Below are 19,736 nucleotides of genomic sequence, written 5' to 3'. Positions count from 1 at the left end.
CATTATCTCACGGCGTCATGCGCCGGACGGCGGCGCCAGTCGCTCCGGATCGCCCCGGTGATGCCCGCCCTCGCCCGCCAGCGCGGCCTGCAGGGCGCCCTCGCGCAACGAGCTGCCCATGGCGCCGATGTCGGCGCCGGACGGCTGCTGGTACAGCCGCAGGCCCAGTTCCGGCAGGATCGCCAGCAGATGGTCGAAGATGTCGCCCTGGATGCGCTCGTACTCGACCCAGGCGGTGACGGCGGTGAAGCAATAGACCTCGACCGGGATGCCGTCGGCGGTGGGCTCCATCATGCGCACCATCATCGCCATGTCCTGGCGCACCTCGGGGTTCTGCTTCAGGTAGGCCAGGCCGTAGGCGCGGAAAGTGCCGATATTGGTCAGGCGGCGGCGGTTGGCCGGCACGCTGGCCAGTTCGCCCATGGTCTGGTTGGCCTGGGCGATGTCCTGGGTCTTGACCCGCAGGTAGTCGTGCAGCAGCCGGAAGCGCATCAGGCGCTGGGCCTCGTCATCGGTCAGGAAGCGCACGCTGCTGGCGTCGATGCGCAGGGTGCGCTTGATGCGCCGGCCGCCCGACTCGAACATGTGGCGGTAGTTGCGGTAGCTTTCCGAGAACAGCTTGTAGGTCGGCACCGTGGTGACGGTGTTGTCCCAGTTCTGCACCTTGACCGTATGCAGGGCGATGTCCTTGACGAAGCCGTCGGCATTGGACTGCGGCATCTCGATCCAGTCGCCGATGCGCAGCATGTCGTTGCTGGTGAGCTGGGTGCTGGCCACCAGCGACAGCAGCGTGTCCTTGAACACCAGCAGCAGCACCGCCGACAGCGCGCCCAGGCCGGAGATCATCCACAGCGGCGAACGGTCGATCAGGATCGACAGCACCAACACGGTGCACACCGCCATCAGGATCAGCTTGCTGATCTGGATATAGCCCTTGATCGAGCGGGTCTGCGCCCGCGTGGTGGCCGAATAGGTGTCCTGCCAGGCGCTCAGCACCCCGGAAAACGCCACGAACACGCAGATCCAGGCGCCGGCGTGGGCCAGCCGCCCGACCAGCGTGGCGGCCTTCTCGACGTGCGGCACCAGGTCGATGCCCACCGACACCACCGCGAAGGGCACCGCGTACCAGAGGTTCTGATAGGCGCGGCGGCGTTGCAGCGCCTTGTCCCAGTCCTCGTGGCCGCTGACCACCAGCAGCCGGTGCGCCAGCAGCAGCACCACCCGCGCGACCACCCACTGGACGAACAGCGCCGTCAGGATCAGCACGCCGATGCCGACCAGCGTCTGCGCCCAGGGCTGGTGCGGCATGTAGGTATCGAGTTCGGTGGCCAGCTCTTCCCATTCCATGGGCATAGGTCGTGTGCTCTCTTTCGGGTGACGGGGGGACGTTTTCATCTTGAGGCGGCTCGGCGATGGAAAAACCCCGCAGGCCGCCGGATATGACCCTGAATTATCCGACAACTCGCGCCGCCGCAAGTTTCCAGCCGCAACAGCGGGGCATCCCGCCCGTGGCCCGGGATTCGTCAGGCGCCCGGGGCAGGCCCTATAATCCCCGCCATCATGGCAAACACTCCCTCCCCCGATCAAAACCAGTTCGCCAACAAGGCGCAGGCCTGGTCCGCCCGGTTCTCGGAACCGGTTTCCGAACTCGTCAAACGCTACACGGCGTCCGTGGACTTCGACAAGCGCCTGGCGCGCGTCGACATCCAGGGTTCGCTGGCGCACGCCGACATGCTGGCGGCCCAGGGCATCATCGGCGCCCAGGACCTGGCCGACATCCAGCGCGGCATGACCCAGATCCTGTCCGAAATCGACGCCGGCAGCTTCCAGTGGCTGCTCGACCTCGAAGACGTGCACCTGAACATCGAAAAGCGCCTGGTCGAGCTGGTCGGCGATGCCGGCAAGCGCCTGCACACCGGCCGTTCGCGCAACGACCAGGTGGCCACCGACATCCGCCTGTGGCTGCGCGGCGAGATCGACACCCTGATCGACCTGCTGCGCCAGCTGCGCCACGCGCTGGCCACGGTGGCGCTGGACAATGCCGCCACCATCATGCCGGGCTTCACCCACCTGCAAGTGGCCCAGCCGGTCACCTTCGGCCACCACCTGCTGGCCTACGCCGAGATGTTCGGCCGCGACGCCGAGCGCCTGGCCGACTGCCGCCGCCGCGTCAACCGCCTGCCGCTGGGCGCCGCCGCCCTGGCCGGCACCTCGTTCCCGATCGACCGCGAGCGCGTCGCCAAGACCCTGGGCTTTGACGGCGTCTGCCGCAATTCGCTCGACGCCGTCTCCGACCGCGACTTCGCCATCGAGTTCTGCGCCGCCGGCGCGCTGATCATGACGCACGTCTCGCGCCTGTCCGAAGAGCTGGTGCTGTGGATGAGCCCGCGCGTGGGCTTCATCGACCTGGCCGACCGCTTCTGCACCGGCAGCTCGATCATGCCGCAGAAGAAGAACCCCGACGTGCCCGAACTGGCGCGTGGCAAGACCGGCCGCGTCAACGGCAACCTGGTCGCCCTGCTGACCCTGATGAAGGGCCAGCCCCTGGCCTACAACAAGGACAACCAGGAAGACAAGGAAGGCCTGTTCGACACGGTCGACACCGTGCGCGACACGCTGACGATCTTCGCCGACATGGCCGCCGGCATCAAGGTCAAGGCCGACAACATGCGCGCCGCCGCGCTGCAGGGCTTTGCCACCGCCACCGACCTGGCCGACTACCTGGTCAAGCGCGGCGTGCCGTTCCGCGACGCCCACGAAGTGGTGGCCCACGCCGTGCGCGACTGCGAACAGCGCGGCTGCGACCTGGCCGACCTGTCGCTGGACGAGCTCAAGGCCTACCACGCCACCATCGGCGACGACGTGCACCAGGTGCTGACGCTGGAAGGCTCGGTCGCCGCGCGCAAGCACGTGGGCGGCACCGCCCCCGAGCGCGTGGCCGAGGAAGCCCGCCGCGTGCTGCAGGAAACGGCGGCGTAACACGCCGGCGATTCCCTGGCGGGAAAACAAGCGGCCCCGGATTACCGGGGCCGTTTTTCATGAATCGCCGCTGTGTGCGACAACGGGGGGAGGCGTCAGACGAGCGAAACCTCCAAACGCCGTCCAAGCTGCTCCAGCGCAGACTCGACCTGCTCGATCCGGGATGCGTGCCGCACATCCAGCAGGCGATCCACTTGCGGCATGTGCACGCCCATGCGGCGAGCCAACTCCGCCTTGCGCACCCCTTGCTGGATCATCTCGTTGGACAGGAACACTTTGCTGGTAACGAGTGCCGGCAAGGTCACCGACGCCTGCCCCGCACGCGCGGAAGACGGCATGGGAATAGGCCGGCGCGCGTCGAAGTAGATTTCGAGCGCCGCCTCGAGCGCTTCGCGGGCGTTGATCCCGGCCTCTCGCTTATCGTCGCCTACTGTGAGGGCTTCCGGGATGTCAGGAAACCGCACGAGCCACGTTCGATTGGAGTCAAGCGTGAGGGTATACGGATAGGTCAGCATTCGAGCCTCCCGGTTACCGAGCTGGGTATAAAGAAGAGAAAGCAGGAGCCGGCCGTCGACCGCATTGAATCCGTCGTTTCATTTCAATCCGAGCTGCTTCTTGATTTCATGTTCAAGGTGCTTACCCATTTCCCTGGAACCATGGTACGGAAAGATCGTCGTGACACCGTTCAACGTGACCCGGAAATGACTGCTTCCAGAACGATGCGCGACAAAAACCGCGCCTTGCCGCTCGAGCCATTTTTTGAATTCGCTGTATTTCATGGCCCACGCGGCGTACAGACAAGCTTAAACAATAAAGTTGTCTAAGAAAACATAAATGTTGTGCTCGCCAGCTACTGCCATGACGGACTTCCGGAGCGTATCCGCTGGCAAGCCATGCCAGTGGATTAGGCGACGTTTAGCGGAACAAATTACCTGTCACCGCGTGTCATTCCTCGTTGCGGATCTCGCACAAGCGGCGGGGACAGGTTCGCTATGATGGGCGCGTTTCCACTCAGCCCCTCCCCCATGCCAGCCCTGCGCGCGTCCTGGTTCCCGTCGCCCCTGTCCCGTCCGGCCATCCTGGCGGCCGCCTGCCTGCTGGCGCTTGCCGCCCAGCCCGCCGCCCAGGCACAGACGGCGCGCAAGCCGTCGCCGTACGAAAACGTGATCGAGCCCGTCAAGGCCCGCCCGCTGACGCCCGAGGAAATCGCGGCGCGCAAGGCCGAGGATGCGCGCCGCGGCGGCCCGGCCTTCATGGCCCGGATCGAGAACGAGGCCGCGTTCCGCCAGCTGGCGCGCGTCTACAACGCCGGCACGCCGCTGGAAATCCCGCACGTGCTGTTCGTGATCGACCGCCAGCGCGGCAACCGCATTTACTACCTGGACACGCCGCGCTACGGCCTGCACGAGACCTTCGCCCGCGAGCGGCGCCTGTTGCCGGGCAAGGCCAAGGCCGTGCTGATCGCGCAGTACAAGGATCCCGACCGCCGCCTGCTGTTCGGCACCCTGAGCTGGCAGCGCGACCTGCCGGGCTACACCTATGAATTCTGGGAAGGCGACCGCCTCACGCCCGAGCTGCTGAAGCTGGCCGACGACGTGGTCGCCAAGAGCTTCTATGCCCCGATCCGCTTCAAGACCAACTCGACCCTGCACGAACAGGCCGCCACCCAGGCCGGCCTGACCTTCGTGACCCAGGAAGCGCTGTTGCGCGAACAAGCCTTCCTGCCGCTGAACCCCGGCACCGCGCAGGGCCGCCTGCGCATCGTCGCCTCGGTCGACGCCACGCCCGACCTGGCGCGCGACGACATCGTGGTGCTGGACGAAGTGCCGATCGCCATCCCGCCCGTGGCCGGCCTGATCACGCAGCGGCCGTCCACCCTGCTGTCGCACGTCAACCTGCTGGCCAAGGGCTGGGGCATTCCCAACGCCTATGTGCGCGACGCCACCACCGCGCTGCGCCAGTACGACGGCCAATGGGTCACGCTGACCGTCAGCGGCAACGACTACCAGGTGCGCCCCAGCGACAAGCCCGCCACCCAACCGCCGACGACGCCGCCCAAGCCGCGCGCGCAATTGCCCAAGCCCGACCTGACGGTGCAGGCGCTCAAGCCGCTGGATGCCCTGGCCGTGCGCGACAGCCGCCATTGCGGCGTCAAGGCCGCTAACCTGGGCGCGCTCCGCTCCGCCCTGCCGCCGGCCGCCAGCGTGCCGGACGGCTTCTGCATCCCGTTCGCGCAGTACGCCGCCTTCATGCGGCGGCTGAACGTGGCGCAGCGCATGGCCGCGCTGGAACAGCGCCCCGACTTCATCGCCGACCCCGAGGTGCGGCGCAAGGAACTGGCCGCCCTGCGCCAGGACATCGTGCAGGCCGCGCCCGACGCGGCGCAGGCCGAATCCTGGCGCGCGCTGTGGCAATCGCGCCTGAAGGGCCGTGGCGTATTCGTGCGCAGCTCGTCCAATTCCGAGGACCTGCCCGGCTTCAGCGGCGCCGGGCTGTACACCACGGTGCCCAACGTCACCCAGCCCGAAGCCCTGGCCAAGGCGGTGCAGACGGTGTGGGCCTCGGTCTACAACTTCGACGCCTACGAGGCGCGGCGCGCGGCCGGCATCGGCCACGACGCGGTGGTGATGGCCGTGCTGGTGCAGCTGGCGGCGCCGTCCGACAGTTCCGGCGTCATGATCACGCGCGACCCGTTCGACGCCAGCCGCCGCTACGTCACGTACATCTCGGCCAAGCGCGGCCTGGGTATCAAGGTGGTGGAAGGCAAGCGCCAGGCCGAACAGGTGATGTATTCGAGCTGGTCCAAGGCGGTGCAGGTGCTGAGCCGCTCGGCCGAGGACACGCAATTGGTCGCCGATGTGGCCGGCGGCGTGCGCGAAGTGCCGATCGCGCCGGACGCGCGCCAGGTGCTGAACGATGCGCTGGTCGCGCGGCTGGCCGCCGTGGGCCGGCAGGTCAAGCAGCACCTGGGCAAGGTCGACCAGGACATCGAGTGGGCGGTGGTGGGCGACAAGATCATCATCTTGCAGGCGCGCCCCTATATCGACGCGCGCCGCTAAAGGAAAAAAACCGCGGCGGCAGGCGTAATGCCCGCCACCGCGGCTTCGGGTCCACCGCAGCGGATCAGATGTGCAGCGCGTGCCCCAACGCCTTGAGCGCGGCTTCCTGTACCGCCTCGCCCAGGGTCGGGTGGGCATGGATCGTCCCCGCCACGTCCTCCAGCGTCGCGCCCATTTCGAGCGACTGGCCGAACGCCGTCGACAGTTCCGACACGCCCCGGCCCACCGCCTGCCAGCCCACGATCAGGTGGTTGTCGCGGCGCGCCACCACCCGCACGAAACCATCGGTGGATTCCAGCGTCATGGCGCGGCCATTGGCCGCGAACGGGAACGACGCCGCCAGGCAGTCCAGCCCGGCCGCCTCGGCCTCGGCCGGCGACAGGCCGGCCACCACGACTTCGGGATCGGTGAAGCACACCGCCGGAATCGCGGCCGGCTGGAAGTGGCGGCGCTTGCCCGCAACCAGCTCGGCCACCATCTCGCCCTGCGCCATGGCGCGGTGCGCCAGCATCGGTTCGCCGGCGATGTCGCCGATGGCCCAGACGTCGCGCATGGAAGTGCGGCACTGGTCGTCGATGCGCAGCGCGTTGCCCTTGCGGTCCAGCTGCAGGTTTTCAAGGCCCCAGCCCTGCGTGCGCGGACGCCGGCCGACGGCGATCAGCACCCGGTCGGCGGGCAGCGCGGTCTCGGCGCCGCTGGCGTCCTGGATCCGCACCGCGGTGCCGGCGCCGTTCAGCCCCAGCACCTTGCGGCCCAGGTGCAGCTCGACGCCCAGCCTGGCCAGCGCGGCGGCGACGGGTTTGGTGAGCTCGGCGTCGTAGGTCGGCAGGATGCGGTCCTGCGCCTCGACCACCGCCACCTCGGCGCCCAGTTTGCGGTACACGGTGCCCAGTTCCAGGCCGATGTAGCCGCCGCCCACCACCACCAGCTTCTTGGGGATGTCGGCCGGCGACAGCGCCTCGGTCGAGGACACCACCATGCCGCCGAACGGCACCGACGGCAGCGGCGTCGGCTCGGAGCCGGCCGCCAGCAGCAGGTGCTCGCACTGGATGCGCAGGCGGTTGCCGTCGGCGCTCTCGACCTCGACGGTCTTGCCGTCCAGCAGGCTGGCCCAGCCCTGCACCACCTGCACGCCGTTCTTCTTGAGCAGCGCGCCGACGCCGCCGGTCAGCTTGCCGACGATGCCGTCCTTCCAGGCCACGGTGCGGCCGATGTCGATGCTGGGCGCCGACACCGAGATGCCCAGCGCCGACTGGCCGGCGTAATGCCGCGCCTTGTCGAATTCCTCGGCCGCGTGGATCAGCGCCTTGGACGGGATGCAGCCGATGTTCAGGCAGGTGCCGCCCAGCCGGTCGCCTTCGACCAGGATGGTGGGCACGCCCAGTTGCCCGGCGCGGATCGCGGCCACATAGCCGCCGGGCCCGCCGCCGATCACCAGCAGGGTTGTCGTCTTGGTAGTCTGGCTCATGCTTACTCCACGAAAAGCAGCGCGGGTTGTTCCAGCAGCGCGCGCACGGCCTGGATGAAGCGGGCCGCGTCCATGCCGTCGACCACGCGGTGGTCGAACGAGGACGACAGGTTCATCAGCTTGCGCGCCACCACGGCGCCATTGCGGAAGGCGGGCCGCTCGACGATGCGGTTCACGCCCACGATGCCGACCTCGGGATGGTTGATGACCGGCGTGGTGACGATGCCGCCCAGCGGCCCCAGGCTGGTAATGGTGATGGTCGAGCCGGACAGCTCGTCGCGCCCGGCGCCGCCGGACCGCACCGCCTGCGCCAGCCGGCCGATCTCGGCCGCCATCGACCACAGGTCGCGGGTTTCGGCGTGGCGCATCACCGGCACCATCAGGCCGCCGTCGCTCTGCGTGGCGATGCCGATGTGCACGGCGCCATAGCGCGTCACCTGGCCGGCCTCGTCGTCATAGCGGGCGTTGATCTGCGGGAAGTCGCGCAGCGCGATCACCATGGCGCGCGCCAGGAGCGGCAGCAGCGTCAGCTTGCCGCGCGACTCGCCGAACTTCGCGTTCAGGCTGACGCGCAGGTCCTCGAGTTCGGTGACGTCGATTTCCTCCACGTAGCTGAAGTGCGGAATGCGGCGCTTGGACTCGGCCATCTTCTGCGCGATCTTGCGGCGCAGGCCGATCACCGGCACCTGCTCCTCGTCGTTGCGCTCGGCATAGGCCGGGCCGCGCGCGGCGGTGGCGGCGCCCTGCCCTTGCAGGTAGGCGTCCAGGTCCTCGTGCATGACGCGGCCGGCCGGGCCGCTGCCGTGCACGAAGCGCAGCTCGATGCCCAGGTCCCAGGCGCGCTTGCGCACGGCCGGCGAAGCCAGCGGCTTCTCGCCCGGCTGGCGCGTGGCGGCGCGCGCCTGGCGCGCGGCGGCCGCACGGCTGGGCGGCGTGGATGGCACGGATGGCGTGGATGGCGTTTGTGGCGCGGCGGCGGGCGATTGCAGCGACGCGGCGATCTGGCCCGCGACGCCACCGGCCGGGGCCTTGTCGGCCTTGGCCGGCGCCGCGGCGGGCGCGCTTGCCGCCGGTGCGGGTGCGGGCGCGGCCGCGGCCGCCTCACCCTTGACGTTGCCTTCGCCCTCGACTTCCAGGCGGATCAGTTCGCCGCCCACGGCCATGACCTGGCCGACTTCGCCGCCCAGCGCGACCACGCGGCCGACCACGGGCGACGGGATCTCGACCGTGGCCTTGTCGGTCATGACGTCGGCCAGCGGCTGGTCCTCGGCGACGGTGTCGCCCACCTTGACGTGCCAGCCCACCAGTTCGACCTCGGCAATGCCTTCGCCGATGTCGGGCATCTTGATGACATGAATACCCATCTCACACCTCCATCGCGCGTTTGAACGCTTCGCCGACCCGGCGCGGGCCGGGGAAATACGCCCATTCCTGCGCGTGCGGGTAGGGAGTGTCCCAGCCGGTCACGCGCTCGACGGGCGCTTCGAGGTGATGGAAGCAGTGTTCTTGCACCAGCGAGATCAGCTCGGCGCCATAGCCGCAGGTGCGCGTGGCTTCGTGCACCACGACGCAGCGGCCGGTCTTCTTGACCGAGTTGACGATGGTTTCCAGGTCCAGCGGCCACAGGCTGCGCAGGTCGATGACCTCGGCGTCGATGCCGGTTTCCTCGGCCGCGGTCAGCGACACGTGCACCGTGGTGCCATAGGTCAGCACCGTCAGCGCATTGCCGGGCCGCACGATGGCGGCGGTGTCCAGCGGCACGGTGTAGTAGCCGGTCGGCACCACGCTGCCCGGGCGTCCGGTCCACGGCGTCACGGGACGGTCGTGGTGGCCGTCGAACGGGCCGTTGTACAGCCGCTTGGGCTCCAGGAAGATGACCGGATCGTCGTTCTCGATGGACGCGATCAGCAGGCCCTTGGCGTCGTACGGGTTGGACGGCATCACCGTGCGCAGCCCGCAGACCTGGGTGAACATCGCCTCGGGGCTCTGGCTGTGGGTCTGGCCGCCGTAGATGCCGCCGCCGCAGGGCATGCGGATGGTCATCGGCGCGATGAACTCGCCCACCGAGCGGTAGCGCAGGCGCGCCGCTTCCGACACGATCTGGTCGGAAGCCGGATAGAAATAGTCGGCGAACTGGATCTCGCACACCGGCCGCAGGCCGTAGGCGCCCATGCCCACCGCCACGCCGACGATGCCGCCCTCGGAGATCGGCGTGTCGAACACGCGCGAGCTGCCGTACTTGGCCTGCAGGCCCTCGGTGCAGCGGAACACGCCGCCGAAATAGCCCACGTCCTGGCCGAACACCACCACGTTGCCGTCACGCTCCAGCATCACATCCATGGCCGAGCGCAAAGCCTGGATCATGGTCATCGGCGCGGACGCCGGACCAGCATTGTTATCGATAGCCATGACTCACACTCCGAGCTGCTGACGTTGCCGGCGCAGGTGCTCCGGCATGTCCTTGTAGACGTCTTCAAAGATGCTGGCGGCGCTGGGGACGTGGCCGTCCACCAGGGTGCCGTAGCTTTCCGCTTCCTTTTGCGCCGCCTGGATCTCGGCGTCGAGCTCGGCGCGCACCGCGTCGTGCTCGGCGTCGGACCAGATGCCACGCAGGATCAGGTGCTTCTTGAAGCGCTCGATCGGGTCGCCCAGCGGGAAGTGGCTCCAGTCGTCGCCGGGACGGTACTTGGAGGGGTCGTCGGAGGTGGAGTGCGGGCCCGCGCGGTAGGTCACCCATTCGATCAGGGTGGGGCCGAGGTTGCTGCGCGCGCGTTCGGCGGCCCAGCGCGAGGCGGAATACACCGCCAGGAAATCATTGCCGTCGACCCGCAGCGAGGCGATGCCGCAGCCCACGCCGCGGCCGGCGAAGGTGGCGCCCTCGCCCCCGGCGATGGCCTGGAAGGTCGAGATGGCCCACTGGTTGTTGACCACGTTCAGGATCACCGGCGCGCGGTACACGTGGGCAAAGGTCAACGCGGTATGGAAATCCGCCTCGGCGGTGGCGCCGTCGCCGATCCAGCCGGAGGCGATGCGCGTGTCGCCCTTGATGGCCGAGGCCATGCCCCAGCCCACCGCCTGGATGAACTGCGTGGCCAGGTTGCCCGAAATGGTGAAGAAGCCGTTCTCGCGATCGGAATACATCACCGGCAGCTGGCGCCCCTTGAGCGGGTCGCGCTCGTTGGACATCAGCTGGCACATCATGGTCACCAGCGACACGTCGCGCGCCAGCAGGATGCTCTGCTGGCGGTAGGTCGGGAAACACATGTCGCCCTGCTCCAGCGCCAGCGCGTGGGCCGAGCCGATGGCCTCTTCGCCCAGGCTCTGCATGTAGAAGGAGATCTTCTTCTTGCGCTGGGCCGTCAGCATGCGGCCGTCGAAGATGCGCGTCTTGAGCATGGTGCGCATGCCACGGCGCAGCAGCTCGTCGCTGATCTCCGGCGCCCACGGGCCGACGGCGCGGCCGTCGTCGTCGATGACCCGCACCAGGCTGTAGGCCAGGTTGCCGGTGTCGATCGCGGCGACATCAATGGGGGGTTTGGGCACCTCGCCGGGCGGCGACAGGCGCAGGTAGGAAAAGTCGGTCTTGCAACCCGGACGCCCGGTAGGCTCGGGGACGTGCAACTTCAGCGGCCCGTATTGGCTCATGAATTGTCTCCACGCTTGATCGTGTCATGCGCATTCTTCTTACCAAGACACTGCCCAAGGGGGTGACCTCGGACATTGCCATCGTCGGCCGCTGCAAAGGGATAATCATGCACGGCCGGGAGCCAGAGTAGCACAGGGCGCGGCCCCGAGACAGGGGCCGCGCCGGGCCTCGCTACCCGCGGTGGTCCAGGGCCGCCGGGCGCGTCAACAGGGCGTTGCGCCCTGCCGCCCGCCCCGGGACTACCAGCGGTAGGTCGCCGTGCCGATCACCCGGCGCGGCTCGCCGTAGAAGCAGCCGTAGGTGCAACTGCCAATGTAGGTCTTGTCGGCCAGGTTGGTGGCGTTGAGCGCGAACCGCCATGGCCCGGTGGTGTAGCTGACCATGGCGTCGAACAGCGTGAAGGACGGCACCTCGACCGCCGTGCCATGCGCCATGCCGCGCGTGCTGCCGACGTAGCGCACGCCCGCGCCGACCCGCAGCCCCGGCAGGCCGAAGGCGCCGAAGCCGTAGTCGCCCCAGACCGAGAACTGGTTGAAGGGCACCGAGTTCAGGCGCTTGCCGACCTCGTCCGGTTGCAGCGGGCTGGCTTTCAGCGTGCGCGCATCGGTGTAGGCGTAGGCGGCGATCAGGTTGGCGTGGCGGCCGACGCGGGTGCGGGCCTCCAGTTCCAGCCCGCGGGTGCGCGCCTGGCCGGCCTGGATTTCGTAGTTGGTATCGAACGGGTCGGCCACGTTCACGTTCTTGCGCGTCAGTTGGTACACCGCCGCCGACAGCATGGTGTCCGACCCGGCCGGCTGATAGCGCAGGCCCGCTTCGTATTGCTCGCCGGTGGTGGGCTTGAAACGGCTGCCCTGGCGGTCCTGGCCGCTGGTCGGCTCGAACGATTCGCTGTAGCTCAGGAACGGCGCCAGGCCGTTGTCGGCCAGGTAGACGACGCCGGCGCGGCCGGTGAAGGCCTGGCTCTTTTCGTTGTCCGCGACCTTTTCGCCGGTGAAGAAATTGCGTTCGTTGACCGTGACCCAGTCATGCCGACCGCCCAGCAGCAGCACCCACTTATCGGCGATCTTGATCTGGTCCTGCAGGTAGACCCCCAGGCGCTTCATGTCGGTTTTCGAGGACGACCACGGGAACGGCGTAGCCGGCCCCAGGGGGACGCCGTAGACCGGATCATAGAGATCGAGGTTGGTGTTGCTGCGCAGGTAGCGCTCGGTCTCGTGCCTGGGCAGCGAGTAGTCCAGGCCCGCCAGCAACGTGTGGCGCAGCGGGCCGGTCGTGGCGTCGTACTGCAGCGATGTGTCGGTCACGACCGCCGACGACCGGTCCCAGCGCGGCATCGCGCCGCGATCGGCGGTGTGGCGCTGGTCGGCCTGCAACTGCCAGATGTCGGTGGAAAAGTAGGTGCTGTCCGCGTGGAAGTAGCGCACGCTGTTGCGCAGCTTGAGCTGGTCCGTGAACGCGTGTTCGAACAGGTAGCCGATCGAATAGCGCTTCATGATGAACTTGTCGAAGCCCGGTTCGCCCGTGAAGCGATTGCGGGGAATCCTGCCGTTGGGATTGGGCAGCACCGTGCCCTGGCCAGGCAGGCCGTAGACGTAGACCGTGCGGTCCTCCTGGTATTCCGCCAGCAGGGTCAGCGAGGTGGCGTCGCTGGGTTGCCACTTGAGGGCCGGGGCCACGTAGGTCCGGTCGTCCGGGACGTGATCGATGAAGGTATCGCTGTCGCGCTTGAGGGCGGTCAGGCGGTAAGACCATTTGCCCTCGTCATCGAGCGCGCCGCCGAAGTCGCCGGAGATCTGCTTGCGACGGAAGTTGCCCGCCTCGACGTTCAGTTCATGCAGCGGCTCGGTCGTGGGCCGCTTGCTGACCGTGTTGATGACACCGCCCGGCGGCGCCGCGCCGTAGAGCACCGAGGCGGCGCCCTTGAGGAACTCGACCCGTTCCAGCCCGTACAGTTCCTGCCGTCCGTTGTAGATGTTCACGGTGTACAGCGTGCCATCGCGATAGTAGTTGCCCTGGCTGCCGCGAAAGCCGCGCAGGAACAGGCTGTCGGAGGTGCGATCCTGGCCCTCGGCGCGGCTCACGCCCGCCACGTAGCCCAGCGCATCCTGCAGGCTTTGCGCCTTGAGCGTCTCGATCTCCTCGGCGCCGACCACCGTGATCGACTGCGGCGTCTCGATGATGGGCGTGTCGGTCTTGGTGCCGGTGGCGCTGACACGGGCGGCGTAGCCGTGCAACGGGCCGGAGGACGATTCGGCCGCGCCGGTCACGCGCACCGGCTCCAGCAGGGTGGCCCCGCCCGCCTGCGGCAGGGGCCGCGCGCTGAAGGTGCCATTGGCGGTGATGCGCAATTCCAGGCCGCTGCCCGCCAGCGCCTGCCGCAAGGCCTGCTCGGGGGTGTAGGTGCCGGCCACCGCCGGAGCCTGGCGGCCGGCCACCAGCGCCGGATCGACCGACACCGCGTGGCCGCTCTGGCGCGCGATGCGGGTCAGGGTCTCGGCCAGCGGCGCGGCGGGCAGATCGTAGCGTTGCGCCGTGGGCGCGCCCGATTGGGCGCCGGCCAGGGCCTGGGCGATGCCGGCCGGCGCGACCAGGGCGATGAAGAACGCGGCCGCCAGCTGCGGCGCGGGACGAACGGGGAACATGGAATCTCCTGCGACAAGGGGGTGCTTCAGGAGGTATGTCCAGCGAGCCCGCCGCAAGCGATCATTTTTTTTCGGCGGCATCGGCGCGCAGGTCGATGCTGACGAGCCAGCCGCCCAGCCCGCCGACTTCGATCGGCAGGGTTTGGCGCAGGGATTCCAGCACGCGATCGGTATCGTCCAGCGGGAAGGCGCCCAGCACCCGCAAGCGCGCGGCCTCGGGGGAAATGCGCAGGAAGCCGCGCCGGTAGGGCCGCAACGCCGCCACCACCGCGCCCAGCGGCTGGTCGCGCACCACCAGCATGCCGTCGTGCCAGGCCGCGGTCTCGGCCAGCGCGGCATCCGGCGCGTCGATCCCGCTGGCGCCGAAGCGCGCGCCCTCGCCCTCCACCAGGACGCGCCGCTGGCCCGCCGCCCGGACTTCGACGCTGTGCTCGATCACACAGGCGACGCTGCCCTGCTCGTCGCGCGCCACGCCGAACACCGTGCCCAGCGCCTGCACTTCGCCATCGGGACTGGCGACGATGAAGGGCCGCGCGGCGTCGGCCGCGACCCGCACGTACACCGCGCCCGCGCGCAGCCGCAGCATGCGGGCGCGGCCGTCGAACGCCAGGTCGACGGCGGAACGCGCGTTCAGGGTGACCTCGCTGCCGTCCGGCAGCGGATAGGTGTGGCGTTCGCCCGTCCCGGTGCGCAGGTCGGCGGCCAGGGTCCGCAACGGCGTCTGGCGGTCGGCCAGCGCGGCCAGCCCGCCGGCCGCCAGCGCCAGCATCAGGGCATTGCGCAACGCGCGGCGGCGCGAGACCGGCGCCAGCAGCGCCGCGCCCGCGGCCTGGACCGAGGCGCCGTCGCTCAGCGGCGCGAACGTGCTCTTGACGGCGCCGGCAACCATCTCCCAGGCGGCGGCGTGGCGCGGATCGGCCTGGAACCAGGCCTCGAAGCGGGCGCGATCGGCCTCGGCCGCCTCGCCCGACGACAGCAGCACCATCCAGTCGACGGCGGCCTCGACGGCCGCCGGCAGCGCGGGCGCGCTCATGCGGCCAGGCGCGCCGCCACGCACAGCGTGACGGCCTGCTTCATGCAGCGCCTGACGGTGATGGCGGATACCCCGAGGCGTTCGGCGATCTGGGGATAGGTCAGCTCGTGCAGCTGGCTCAGGAGGAAGACCTGGCGGGCGCGCGCCGGCAGGCGCTGCAAGGCCCGGTCGATCTGCATCAGGGCCTCGACCACCAGCGCGCGCTGCTCTTCGCTGGGAACGCTGGCATGCGGCAGGGCCTCGAGGCTGTCGAGGTAGGCGCGCTCGAGTTCGCGGCGGCGCCAGAACGTGTACAGCGTGCGCTGCGCCAGCGTGGTCAGGAACGCGCGGGGTTCGAGGATCGGCTCGGTCGGGCGGCCGGCCAGCACCCGCACGAAGGTGTCATGCGCCAGGTCGGCGGCATCGTGGCGGCAACCCAGCCGGCGGCGCAGCCATTCCTGCAACCACGGATGATGGGCCTCGTACAGCTGGGCGGCGGTGTGCGGCGTCGGCTGCGCAGGATGGGACATGGCGGGGAATGGGAGGACGGGCTAATCAACAATAAGAATTATTGTCATTTATTGATGGCCGCGCAAGCCTGCCCTGTGAAGCCGGACGGCGAGCAACGTCGGCCTGGCTCGGTGGCCCGGTGGACCGCATCAGGGCGGCCTCTATACTTGCGGCTTCCGATTCCCCTGGAAACCAACGTGCCTGGATTGACCGCCTCGAAAGGGTTCAGCTGGACCGGCATCGTGTTTGCCGCGCTTTACCTCGCCATCGTCATCCTCTGCATCGCCGGCGCGCTGTCCGCCGACGGCGACGACAAGGGCCGCTTCGTGCTGCTGCAATTGCCATTGGCCTTGCAGCTTGCGCTACTGCACGAGCTGAACCTGGACCAGCTGCTCGGTGAGCTGTCCTGGGTCGGCGGCTATCTGCTGATCGGGCTGCCGACGCTGGCCCTCTTCTATTTCGCGGGCTGGGGCCTGGAGAGACTCGTGCGCGCGGCCTTCCGGCCCCTCGCGGCACAACGGTAGGCGACGCACGCCACAAGAAAAAACCGGCCAACGGCCGGTTTTCTCATCGCGCCACGACGCGCCTCAGAGCGGACCGGTCCACTCGGTGACGAACTCGCGGTAGTCCGGGCGGTTGGCCGGCGGCACCGCGCACGCCGGGGTGCCGATCGCCAGGAAGCCGAGGAAGCGGTAGTCCAGCGAATCCAGGCCCAGCGCGGCCTGCACGTCCTCGACGTAGGTGCCGATGCCGGTGCTCCAGAACGCGCCGTAGCCCAGCATGTGGGCGGCGTTCAGGATGTTCATGGTGGCGCAGCCGGTGGCCAGCAGTTGCTCGGCCTCGGGGATCTTGGTGTTGTCGTGGGCGATCTTCTGCGCCACGGCGACGAACAGCGGCACGCCCGCCATCCACTCACGCACCGACTTTTCCTTTTCCGGCGTCATGCGCGGATCGCCGCTACGCTTGACGGCTTCCAGCGCCACGTCGGCCAGCTTGCCGATGGCCTCGCCCTGGATCACCACGAAACGCCACGGGCGCAGCGCGCCGTGGTCGGGGGCCGACATCGCGGCCTGCAGGATCTGTTCAAGCTCGGCGGGTTTGGGCGCCGGGCCCCGCAGGAACTTCACGGAACGGCGCGAGGTGATGGCGTGCAGCGGGGTGATGGTGGTGGTCTGGGTCATGGGGCAAGGCGTGAATGGGATACCGGGATGGGCGGGATTCCCAAATGGGAAAGAGAAGGGTTCTCATATTACGCCATGGCCGCGCGGGGGACGGCTATCCCCCTGCCCGGCGCATGGCGACTGGCGGATTCAACCCAGGTGGGTATGGCGTTCCTGGCGTTCCTCGACCTGCATTTCCGACAGGCCGTGCAGGATGCCGCAGTCGTCCGTGTCGGGCCGCGCCGACAGGCAGCGCTGGCGCAGATCGGTCAATTGCGTCTTCAACTGGGTCAGCTCGGCGATGCGCTCGTCCACGTGGGAAATGTGCTCGTCGAACAATTCATTAATGGGGCCGCATCCAGTCTGGTGATTGTCGGCCAGCGACAGGATGGCGCGGATCTCGTCCTGCGTCATGTCCAGCGCGCGGCAGTTGCGGATCAGCCGCAGGCGCTCCAGGTGGGTCTGGCCGTAGCTGCGGTAATTGTTCAGGCCCCGTTCCGGGGCGGGCAGCAGCCCTTCCTTCTCGTAATACCTGACGGTTTCGACCGTGGTGCCGGCCGCCGTGGCCAATTCGCCGATACGCATCATGCCTCCCGGACGCATCCGATGGATAAAAGGGGTTGACCCTATAGTAACTCCAAGGTGTGGAATACGGTCAACGGCTTACGAAAAGGCAACCACGATGTCTTGCGCGACGAACAAACACACCGACCACCCCGCCTCCGGTTCCGGCTGCTGCGGCCCCAAGGCCCCGGCCTCCGCCAGCGGACATGATCACGGCCACCCGGGCGCCGGCGGTTGCTGCGGCCCGCGGGGCAAGGATAGCGCGGCGAACGCCTGCGGCAGCCATCGCCATGACAGCGAGAGCGCCCATCATCACGGCCATGACCACGACGACGCGCCCGCCCACGACCACAGCCACGACCACGGCAATGGCGACAAGCCAGGCCATGCGCACGACCACGCGGCCGGGCACCCGCACAGCCACGCCCCGGCCGCCTCCGCCTGCTGCGGCGGCCACGATGCCGGCGACATCCAGATGTCCGCCGGCGGCGCGGCCGTGCTGCAGGCCGGCCCGGGCCAACTGCTGGCCCGCCTGCGCATCGGGCAGATGGACTGCCCGACCGAGGAAACGCTGATCCGCAAGAAGCTCGACAGCGTCGACGGCGTGCATGCACTGGACTTCAATCTGATGCAGCGCATCCTGACGGTGGTGCACGCCGAGGGCGCGCTGGACCGCATCACCGCGGCCATCAAGTCGCTGGGCATGACGCCCGAACCGCTGGCCGAGGGCGCCGCGCGCGCCCCGGCCCCGGCCGCCGCGCGCGTGAATTGGTGGGCCATCGGCGGCGCCGGCGTGCTCGCCGGCCTGTCGGAGGCCTCGCATTTCGCCAGCATGCACTGGGGCGTCACCGCCGCGCTGGCGGTCGCCGCCATCCTCGCCTGCGGCATCAGCACCTATCGCAAGGGCTGGATCGCCGTGCGCAACGGCAACCTGAACATCAACGCGCTCATGAGCATCGCCGTCACCGGCGCGGTGCTGATCGGCCAGTGGCCGGAAGCGGCCATGGTGATGTTCCTCTTCAACGTCGCCGAACTGATCGAGGCGCGCTCGCTCGACCGCGCCCGCAACGCCATCCGCGGCCTGCTCGACCTGGCGCCCGAGACCGCCACCGTGCGCCAGGCCAACGGCGCCTGGAAACAGATGCCGGCGGCGCAACTGCAGGTCGACGACGTGGTGCGGGTACGCCCGGGCGAGCGCATCGCCGCCGACGGCATCATCGTCAGCGGGCGCTCCGCGGTGGACCAATCCCCCATCACCGGCGAAAGCCTGCCGGTCGAAAAGGCCGAAGGCGACCCGGTCTACGCCGCCACCGTCAACGCGGCCGGCTCGTTCGACTACCGCGTCACCGCGGCGGCCGGCAACACCACGCTGGCGCGCATCATCCACGCGGTCGAACAGGCCCAGGGCGCGCGCGCCCCGACCCAGCGCTTCATCGACCGCTTCTCGCGCATCTACACGCCCGTGGTGGTCGGCGTAGCCGTACTGGTGGCGGTCCTGCCGCCGCTGCTGTGGAGCCAGCCCTGGTTCGACGCGATCTACCGGGCGCTGGCGCTGCTCATCATCGCCTGCCCTTGCGCCCTGGTGATCTCCACGCCGGTCAGCATCGTCAGCGGCCTGACGGCGGCCTCGCGCCGCGGCATCCTGGTCAAGGGCGGCGTGTACCTGGAAGAAGGCCGCAACCTGAAGTGGCTGGCGCTGGACAAGACCGGCACGCTGACGCACGGCAAGCCGGTGCAGACCGACCTGCAGGACTGGGACGTCTCCGACCTGACGCGCCAACCCGCGGCGCTGATTGCCGCCAGCCTGGCCGCCCGCTCGGACCACCCGGTGTCGCTGGCGGTGGCCAACGCCGCGCGCGACGCCGGCAAGACGTTGCTGGACGTGGACGACTTCACCGCCCTGCCCGGCCGCGGCGTCAGCGGCAAGGTGGATGGCGTGGTGTTCCAGCTGGGCAACCGCCGCCTGATGCGTGAGCTGGGCGTATCGGACGCCAAGCTGGAAGCCCGCCTCGACGAACTGGAACAGCAAGGCAAGAGCGCCATCGCGCTCAGCGACGGCCAGCGCGTGCTGGCGCTGGCCGCGGTGGCCGACACGGTCAAGCCCACCAGCGCGGCCGCCATCGCCGACCTGCACGCGCTGGGCGTGCGCACCCTGATGCTGACGGGCGACAACACGCCCACCGCGCAGGCCATCGCGCGCCAGGTCGGCATCGACGAAGCGCGCGGCGACCAACTGCCGGAAGACAAGCTGGCCGCCATCGAAAGCAAGCTGGCGCCGTCGGGCAAGGTCGGCATGGTCGGCGACGGCATCAACGACGCCCCGGCCCTGGCCCGCGCCGACATCGGCTTCGCCATGGGCGCGGCCGGCACCGGCACCGCCATCGAGACGGCCGACGTGGCGCTGATGGACGACGACCTGCGCAAGATCGGCACCTTCCTGCGCCTGTCGCGCGCCACCCACAGCGTGCTGATCCAGAACATCGCGCTGGCGCTCGGCATCAAGGCCGTGTTCCTGACCCTGGCGATGACCGGCAACGCCACGCTGTGGATGGCGGTGTTCGCCGACGTCGGCGCCAGCCTGCTGGTGGTGGCGAACGGACTGCGGCTGTTGCGGGCCGCGCCGCAGACGGCCTGAACCGCCGGCGTCATGACGTGAAAACGCCCCCGGGGAAGATTCCTCGGGGGCGTTTTTTTCA

The 19,736-nt window shown here is 69.0% G+C and carries 16 protein-coding genes; 4 read left to right on the top strand and 12 right to left on the bottom strand.

Features of this window, described 5'->3' with window-relative positions:
- Window positions 1-15: 15 nt before the first annotated feature.
- Window positions 16-1,347 (bottom strand): mechanosensitive ion channel family protein, encoded by a 1,332-nt coding sequence (locus AC1HFW_RS05180; RefSeq protein ID WP_061071580.1) that lies wholly within the window; start codon window positions 1,345-1,347, stop codon window positions 16-18.
- A gap of 213 nt (window positions 1,348-1,560) precedes the next feature.
- Between AC1HFW_RS05180 and argH the strand changes: the two genes are divergently transcribed.
- Window positions 1,561-2,979 (top strand): argininosuccinate lyase, encoded by a 1,419-nt coding sequence (gene argH, locus AC1HFW_RS05175; RefSeq protein ID WP_006394355.1) that lies wholly within the window; start codon window positions 1,561-1,563, stop codon window positions 2,977-2,979.
- Window positions 2,980-3,074: 95 nt separating this feature from the next.
- Here the strand turns inward: argH and AC1HFW_RS05170 are convergent, their stop codons facing one another.
- Together AC1HFW_RS05170 and AC1HFW_RS05165 are read right to left on the bottom strand one after the other, a co-directional pair.
- Window positions 3,075-3,494, bottom strand: a complete 420-nt coding sequence (locus AC1HFW_RS05170) for a type II toxin-antitoxin system HicB family antitoxin (protein ID WP_006394354.1) — start codon at window positions 3,492-3,494, stop codon at window positions 3,075-3,077.
- Between the two features lie 78 nt (window positions 3,495-3,572).
- A complete protein-coding gene (locus AC1HFW_RS05165) occupies window positions 3,573-3,758 on the bottom strand; it encodes a type II toxin-antitoxin system HicA family toxin (RefSeq protein WP_006394353.1) in 186 nt (61 codons plus the stop codon).
- A gap of 246 nt (window positions 3,759-4,004) precedes the next feature.
- On the opposite strand from AC1HFW_RS05165, the gene AC1HFW_RS05160 reads away from it, so the two are divergent.
- Window positions 4,005-6,038 carry a PEP/pyruvate-binding domain-containing protein gene (locus AC1HFW_RS05160; protein ID WP_479282123.1) on the top strand — a complete coding sequence of 678 codons (2,034 nt, stop codon included), beginning with the start codon at window positions 4,005-4,007 and terminating at the stop codon, window positions 6,036-6,038.
- Window positions 6,039-6,102: 64 nt separating this feature from the next.
- Here the strand turns inward: AC1HFW_RS05160 and lpdA are convergent, their stop codons facing one another.
- From lpdA to AC1HFW_RS05125, 7 genes are all read right to left on the bottom strand, one after another.
- On the bottom strand, window positions 6,103-7,506 hold the full coding sequence (gene lpdA, locus AC1HFW_RS05155; protein WP_479282122.1) for a dihydrolipoyl dehydrogenase: 1,404 nt from the start codon (window positions 7,504-7,506) through the stop codon (window positions 6,103-6,105).
- 2 nt (window positions 7,507-7,508) lie between these two features.
- Window positions 7,509-8,870: a dihydrolipoamide acetyltransferase family protein gene (locus tag AC1HFW_RS05150; protein ID WP_479282120.1), complete on the bottom strand. Its 1,362-nt coding sequence runs from the start codon at window positions 8,868-8,870 to the stop codon at window positions 7,509-7,511.
- A gap of 1 nt (window position 8,871) precedes the next feature.
- Window positions 8,872-9,915: an alpha-ketoacid dehydrogenase subunit beta gene (locus AC1HFW_RS05145; protein WP_241074661.1), complete on the bottom strand. Its 1,044-nt coding sequence runs from the start codon at window positions 9,913-9,915 to the stop codon at window positions 8,872-8,874.
- A 3-nt stretch (window positions 9,916-9,918) separates the two neighbouring features.
- The gene (locus AC1HFW_RS05140) at window positions 9,919-11,151 is read right to left on the bottom strand and encodes a 3-methyl-2-oxobutanoate dehydrogenase (2-methylpropanoyl-transferring) subunit alpha (RefSeq protein WP_061071585.1); all 1,233 of its coding nucleotides are present in this window, start codon (window positions 11,149-11,151) and stop codon (window positions 9,919-9,921) included.
- Window positions 11,152-11,391: 240 nt separating this feature from the next.
- Window positions 11,392-13,794, bottom strand: coding sequence for a TonB-dependent siderophore receptor (locus tag AC1HFW_RS05135; RefSeq protein WP_479282118.1), 2,403 nt, complete (start codon window positions 13,792-13,794; stop codon window positions 11,392-11,394).
- A 61-nt stretch (window positions 13,795-13,855) separates the two neighbouring features.
- A complete protein-coding gene (locus tag AC1HFW_RS05130) occupies window positions 13,856-14,827 on the bottom strand; it encodes a FecR domain-containing protein (RefSeq protein ID WP_479282116.1) in 972 nt (323 codons plus the stop codon).
- Window positions 14,824-15,336 (bottom strand): sigma-70 family RNA polymerase sigma factor, encoded by a 513-nt coding sequence (locus AC1HFW_RS05125; RefSeq protein ID WP_116521596.1) that lies wholly within the window; start codon window positions 15,334-15,336, stop codon window positions 14,824-14,826. The genes AC1HFW_RS05130 and AC1HFW_RS05125 overlap by 4 nt, the downstream gene beginning before the upstream one ends.
- Window positions 15,337-15,513: 177 nt before the next feature.
- On the opposite strand from AC1HFW_RS05125, the gene AC1HFW_RS05120 reads away from it, so the two are divergent.
- A complete protein-coding gene (locus AC1HFW_RS05120) occupies window positions 15,514-15,840 on the top strand; it encodes a hypothetical protein (RefSeq protein ID WP_479282114.1) in 327 nt (108 codons plus the stop codon).
- Window positions 15,841-15,903: 63 nt separating this feature from the next.
- Here the strand turns inward: AC1HFW_RS05120 and AC1HFW_RS05115 are convergent, their stop codons facing one another.
- Both AC1HFW_RS05115 and cadR read right to left on the bottom strand, forming a co-directional pair.
- Window positions 15,904-16,497 (bottom strand): nitroreductase family protein, encoded by a 594-nt coding sequence (locus AC1HFW_RS05115; RefSeq protein ID WP_006394342.1) that lies wholly within the window; start codon window positions 16,495-16,497, stop codon window positions 15,904-15,906.
- A 129-nt stretch (window positions 16,498-16,626) separates the two neighbouring features.
- The gene (gene cadR / locus AC1HFW_RS05110) at window positions 16,627-17,061 is read right to left on the bottom strand and encodes a Cd(II)/Pb(II)-responsive transcriptional regulator (RefSeq protein ID WP_006394341.1); all 435 of its coding nucleotides are present in this window, start codon (window positions 17,059-17,061) and stop codon (window positions 16,627-16,629) included.
- 97 nt (window positions 17,062-17,158) lie between these two features.
- Here cadR and AC1HFW_RS05105 point away from each other — a divergent pair, with 97 nt between their 5' ends.
- Window positions 17,159-19,675, top strand: coding sequence for a heavy metal translocating P-type ATPase (locus AC1HFW_RS05105; protein WP_479282112.1), 2,517 nt, complete (start codon window positions 17,159-17,161; stop codon window positions 19,673-19,675).
- Window positions 19,676-19,736 lie beyond the last annotated feature (61 nt).

The sequence above is a fragment of the Achromobacter sp. ISS7 genome, assembly GCF_056523125.1.
Note: the sequence above shows the minus strand (reverse complement) of the source record. Positions and strands in the feature narration are given on the sequence as shown.

Bases quoted from the DNA above. Each gene is read 5' to 3' on its own strand.
- AC1HFW_RS05130 (WP_479282116.1), bottom strand. From the start codon at position 14,827: ATGAGCGCGCCCGCGCTGCCGGCGGCCGTCGAGGCCGCCGTCGACTGG.
- AC1HFW_RS05135 (WP_479282118.1), bottom strand. From the start codon at position 13,794: ATGTTCCCCGTTCGTCCCGCGCCGCAGCTGGCGGCCGCGTTCTTCATC.
- cadR (WP_006394341.1), bottom strand. From the start codon at position 17,061: ATGCGTATCGGCGAATTGGCCACGGCGGCCGGCACCACGGTCGAAACC.
- AC1HFW_RS05160 (WP_479282123.1), top strand. From the start codon at position 4,005: ATGCCAGCCCTGCGCGCGTCCTGGTTCCCGTCGCCCCTGTCCCGTCCG.
- AC1HFW_RS05170 (WP_006394354.1), bottom strand. From the start codon at position 3,494: ATGCTGACCTATCCGTATACCCTCACGCTTGACTCCAATCGAACGTGG.
- AC1HFW_RS05125 (WP_116521596.1), bottom strand. From the start codon at position 15,336: ATGTCCCATCCTGCGCAGCCGACGCCGCACACCGCCGCCCAGCTGTAC.
- AC1HFW_RS05180 (WP_061071580.1), bottom strand. From the start codon at position 1,347: ATGGAATGGGAAGAGCTGGCCACCGAACTCGATACCTACATGCCGCAC.
- AC1HFW_RS05105 (WP_479282112.1), top strand. From the start codon at position 17,159: ATGTCTTGCGCGACGAACAAACACACCGACCACCCCGCCTCCGGTTCC.
- AC1HFW_RS05140 (WP_061071585.1), bottom strand. From the start codon at position 11,151: ATGAGCCAATACGGGCCGCTGAAGTTGCACGTCCCCGAGCCTACCGGG.
- lpdA (WP_479282122.1), bottom strand. From the start codon at position 7,506: ATGAGCCAGACTACCAAGACGACAACCCTGCTGGTGATCGGCGGCGGG.
- AC1HFW_RS05145 (WP_241074661.1), bottom strand. From the start codon at position 9,915: ATGGCTATCGATAACAATGCTGGTCCGGCGTCCGCGCCGATGACCATG.
- AC1HFW_RS05165 (WP_006394353.1), bottom strand. From the start codon at position 3,758: ATGAAATACAGCGAATTCAAAAAATGGCTCGAGCGGCAAGGCGCGGTT.
- AC1HFW_RS05150 (WP_479282120.1), bottom strand. From the start codon at position 8,870: ATGGGTATTCATGTCATCAAGATGCCCGACATCGGCGAAGGCATTGCC.
- argH (WP_006394355.1), top strand. From the start codon at position 1,561: ATGGCAAACACTCCCTCCCCCGATCAAAACCAGTTCGCCAACAAGGCG.
- AC1HFW_RS05115 (WP_006394342.1), bottom strand. From the start codon at position 16,497: ATGACCCAGACCACCACCATCACCCCGCTGCACGCCATCACCTCGCGC.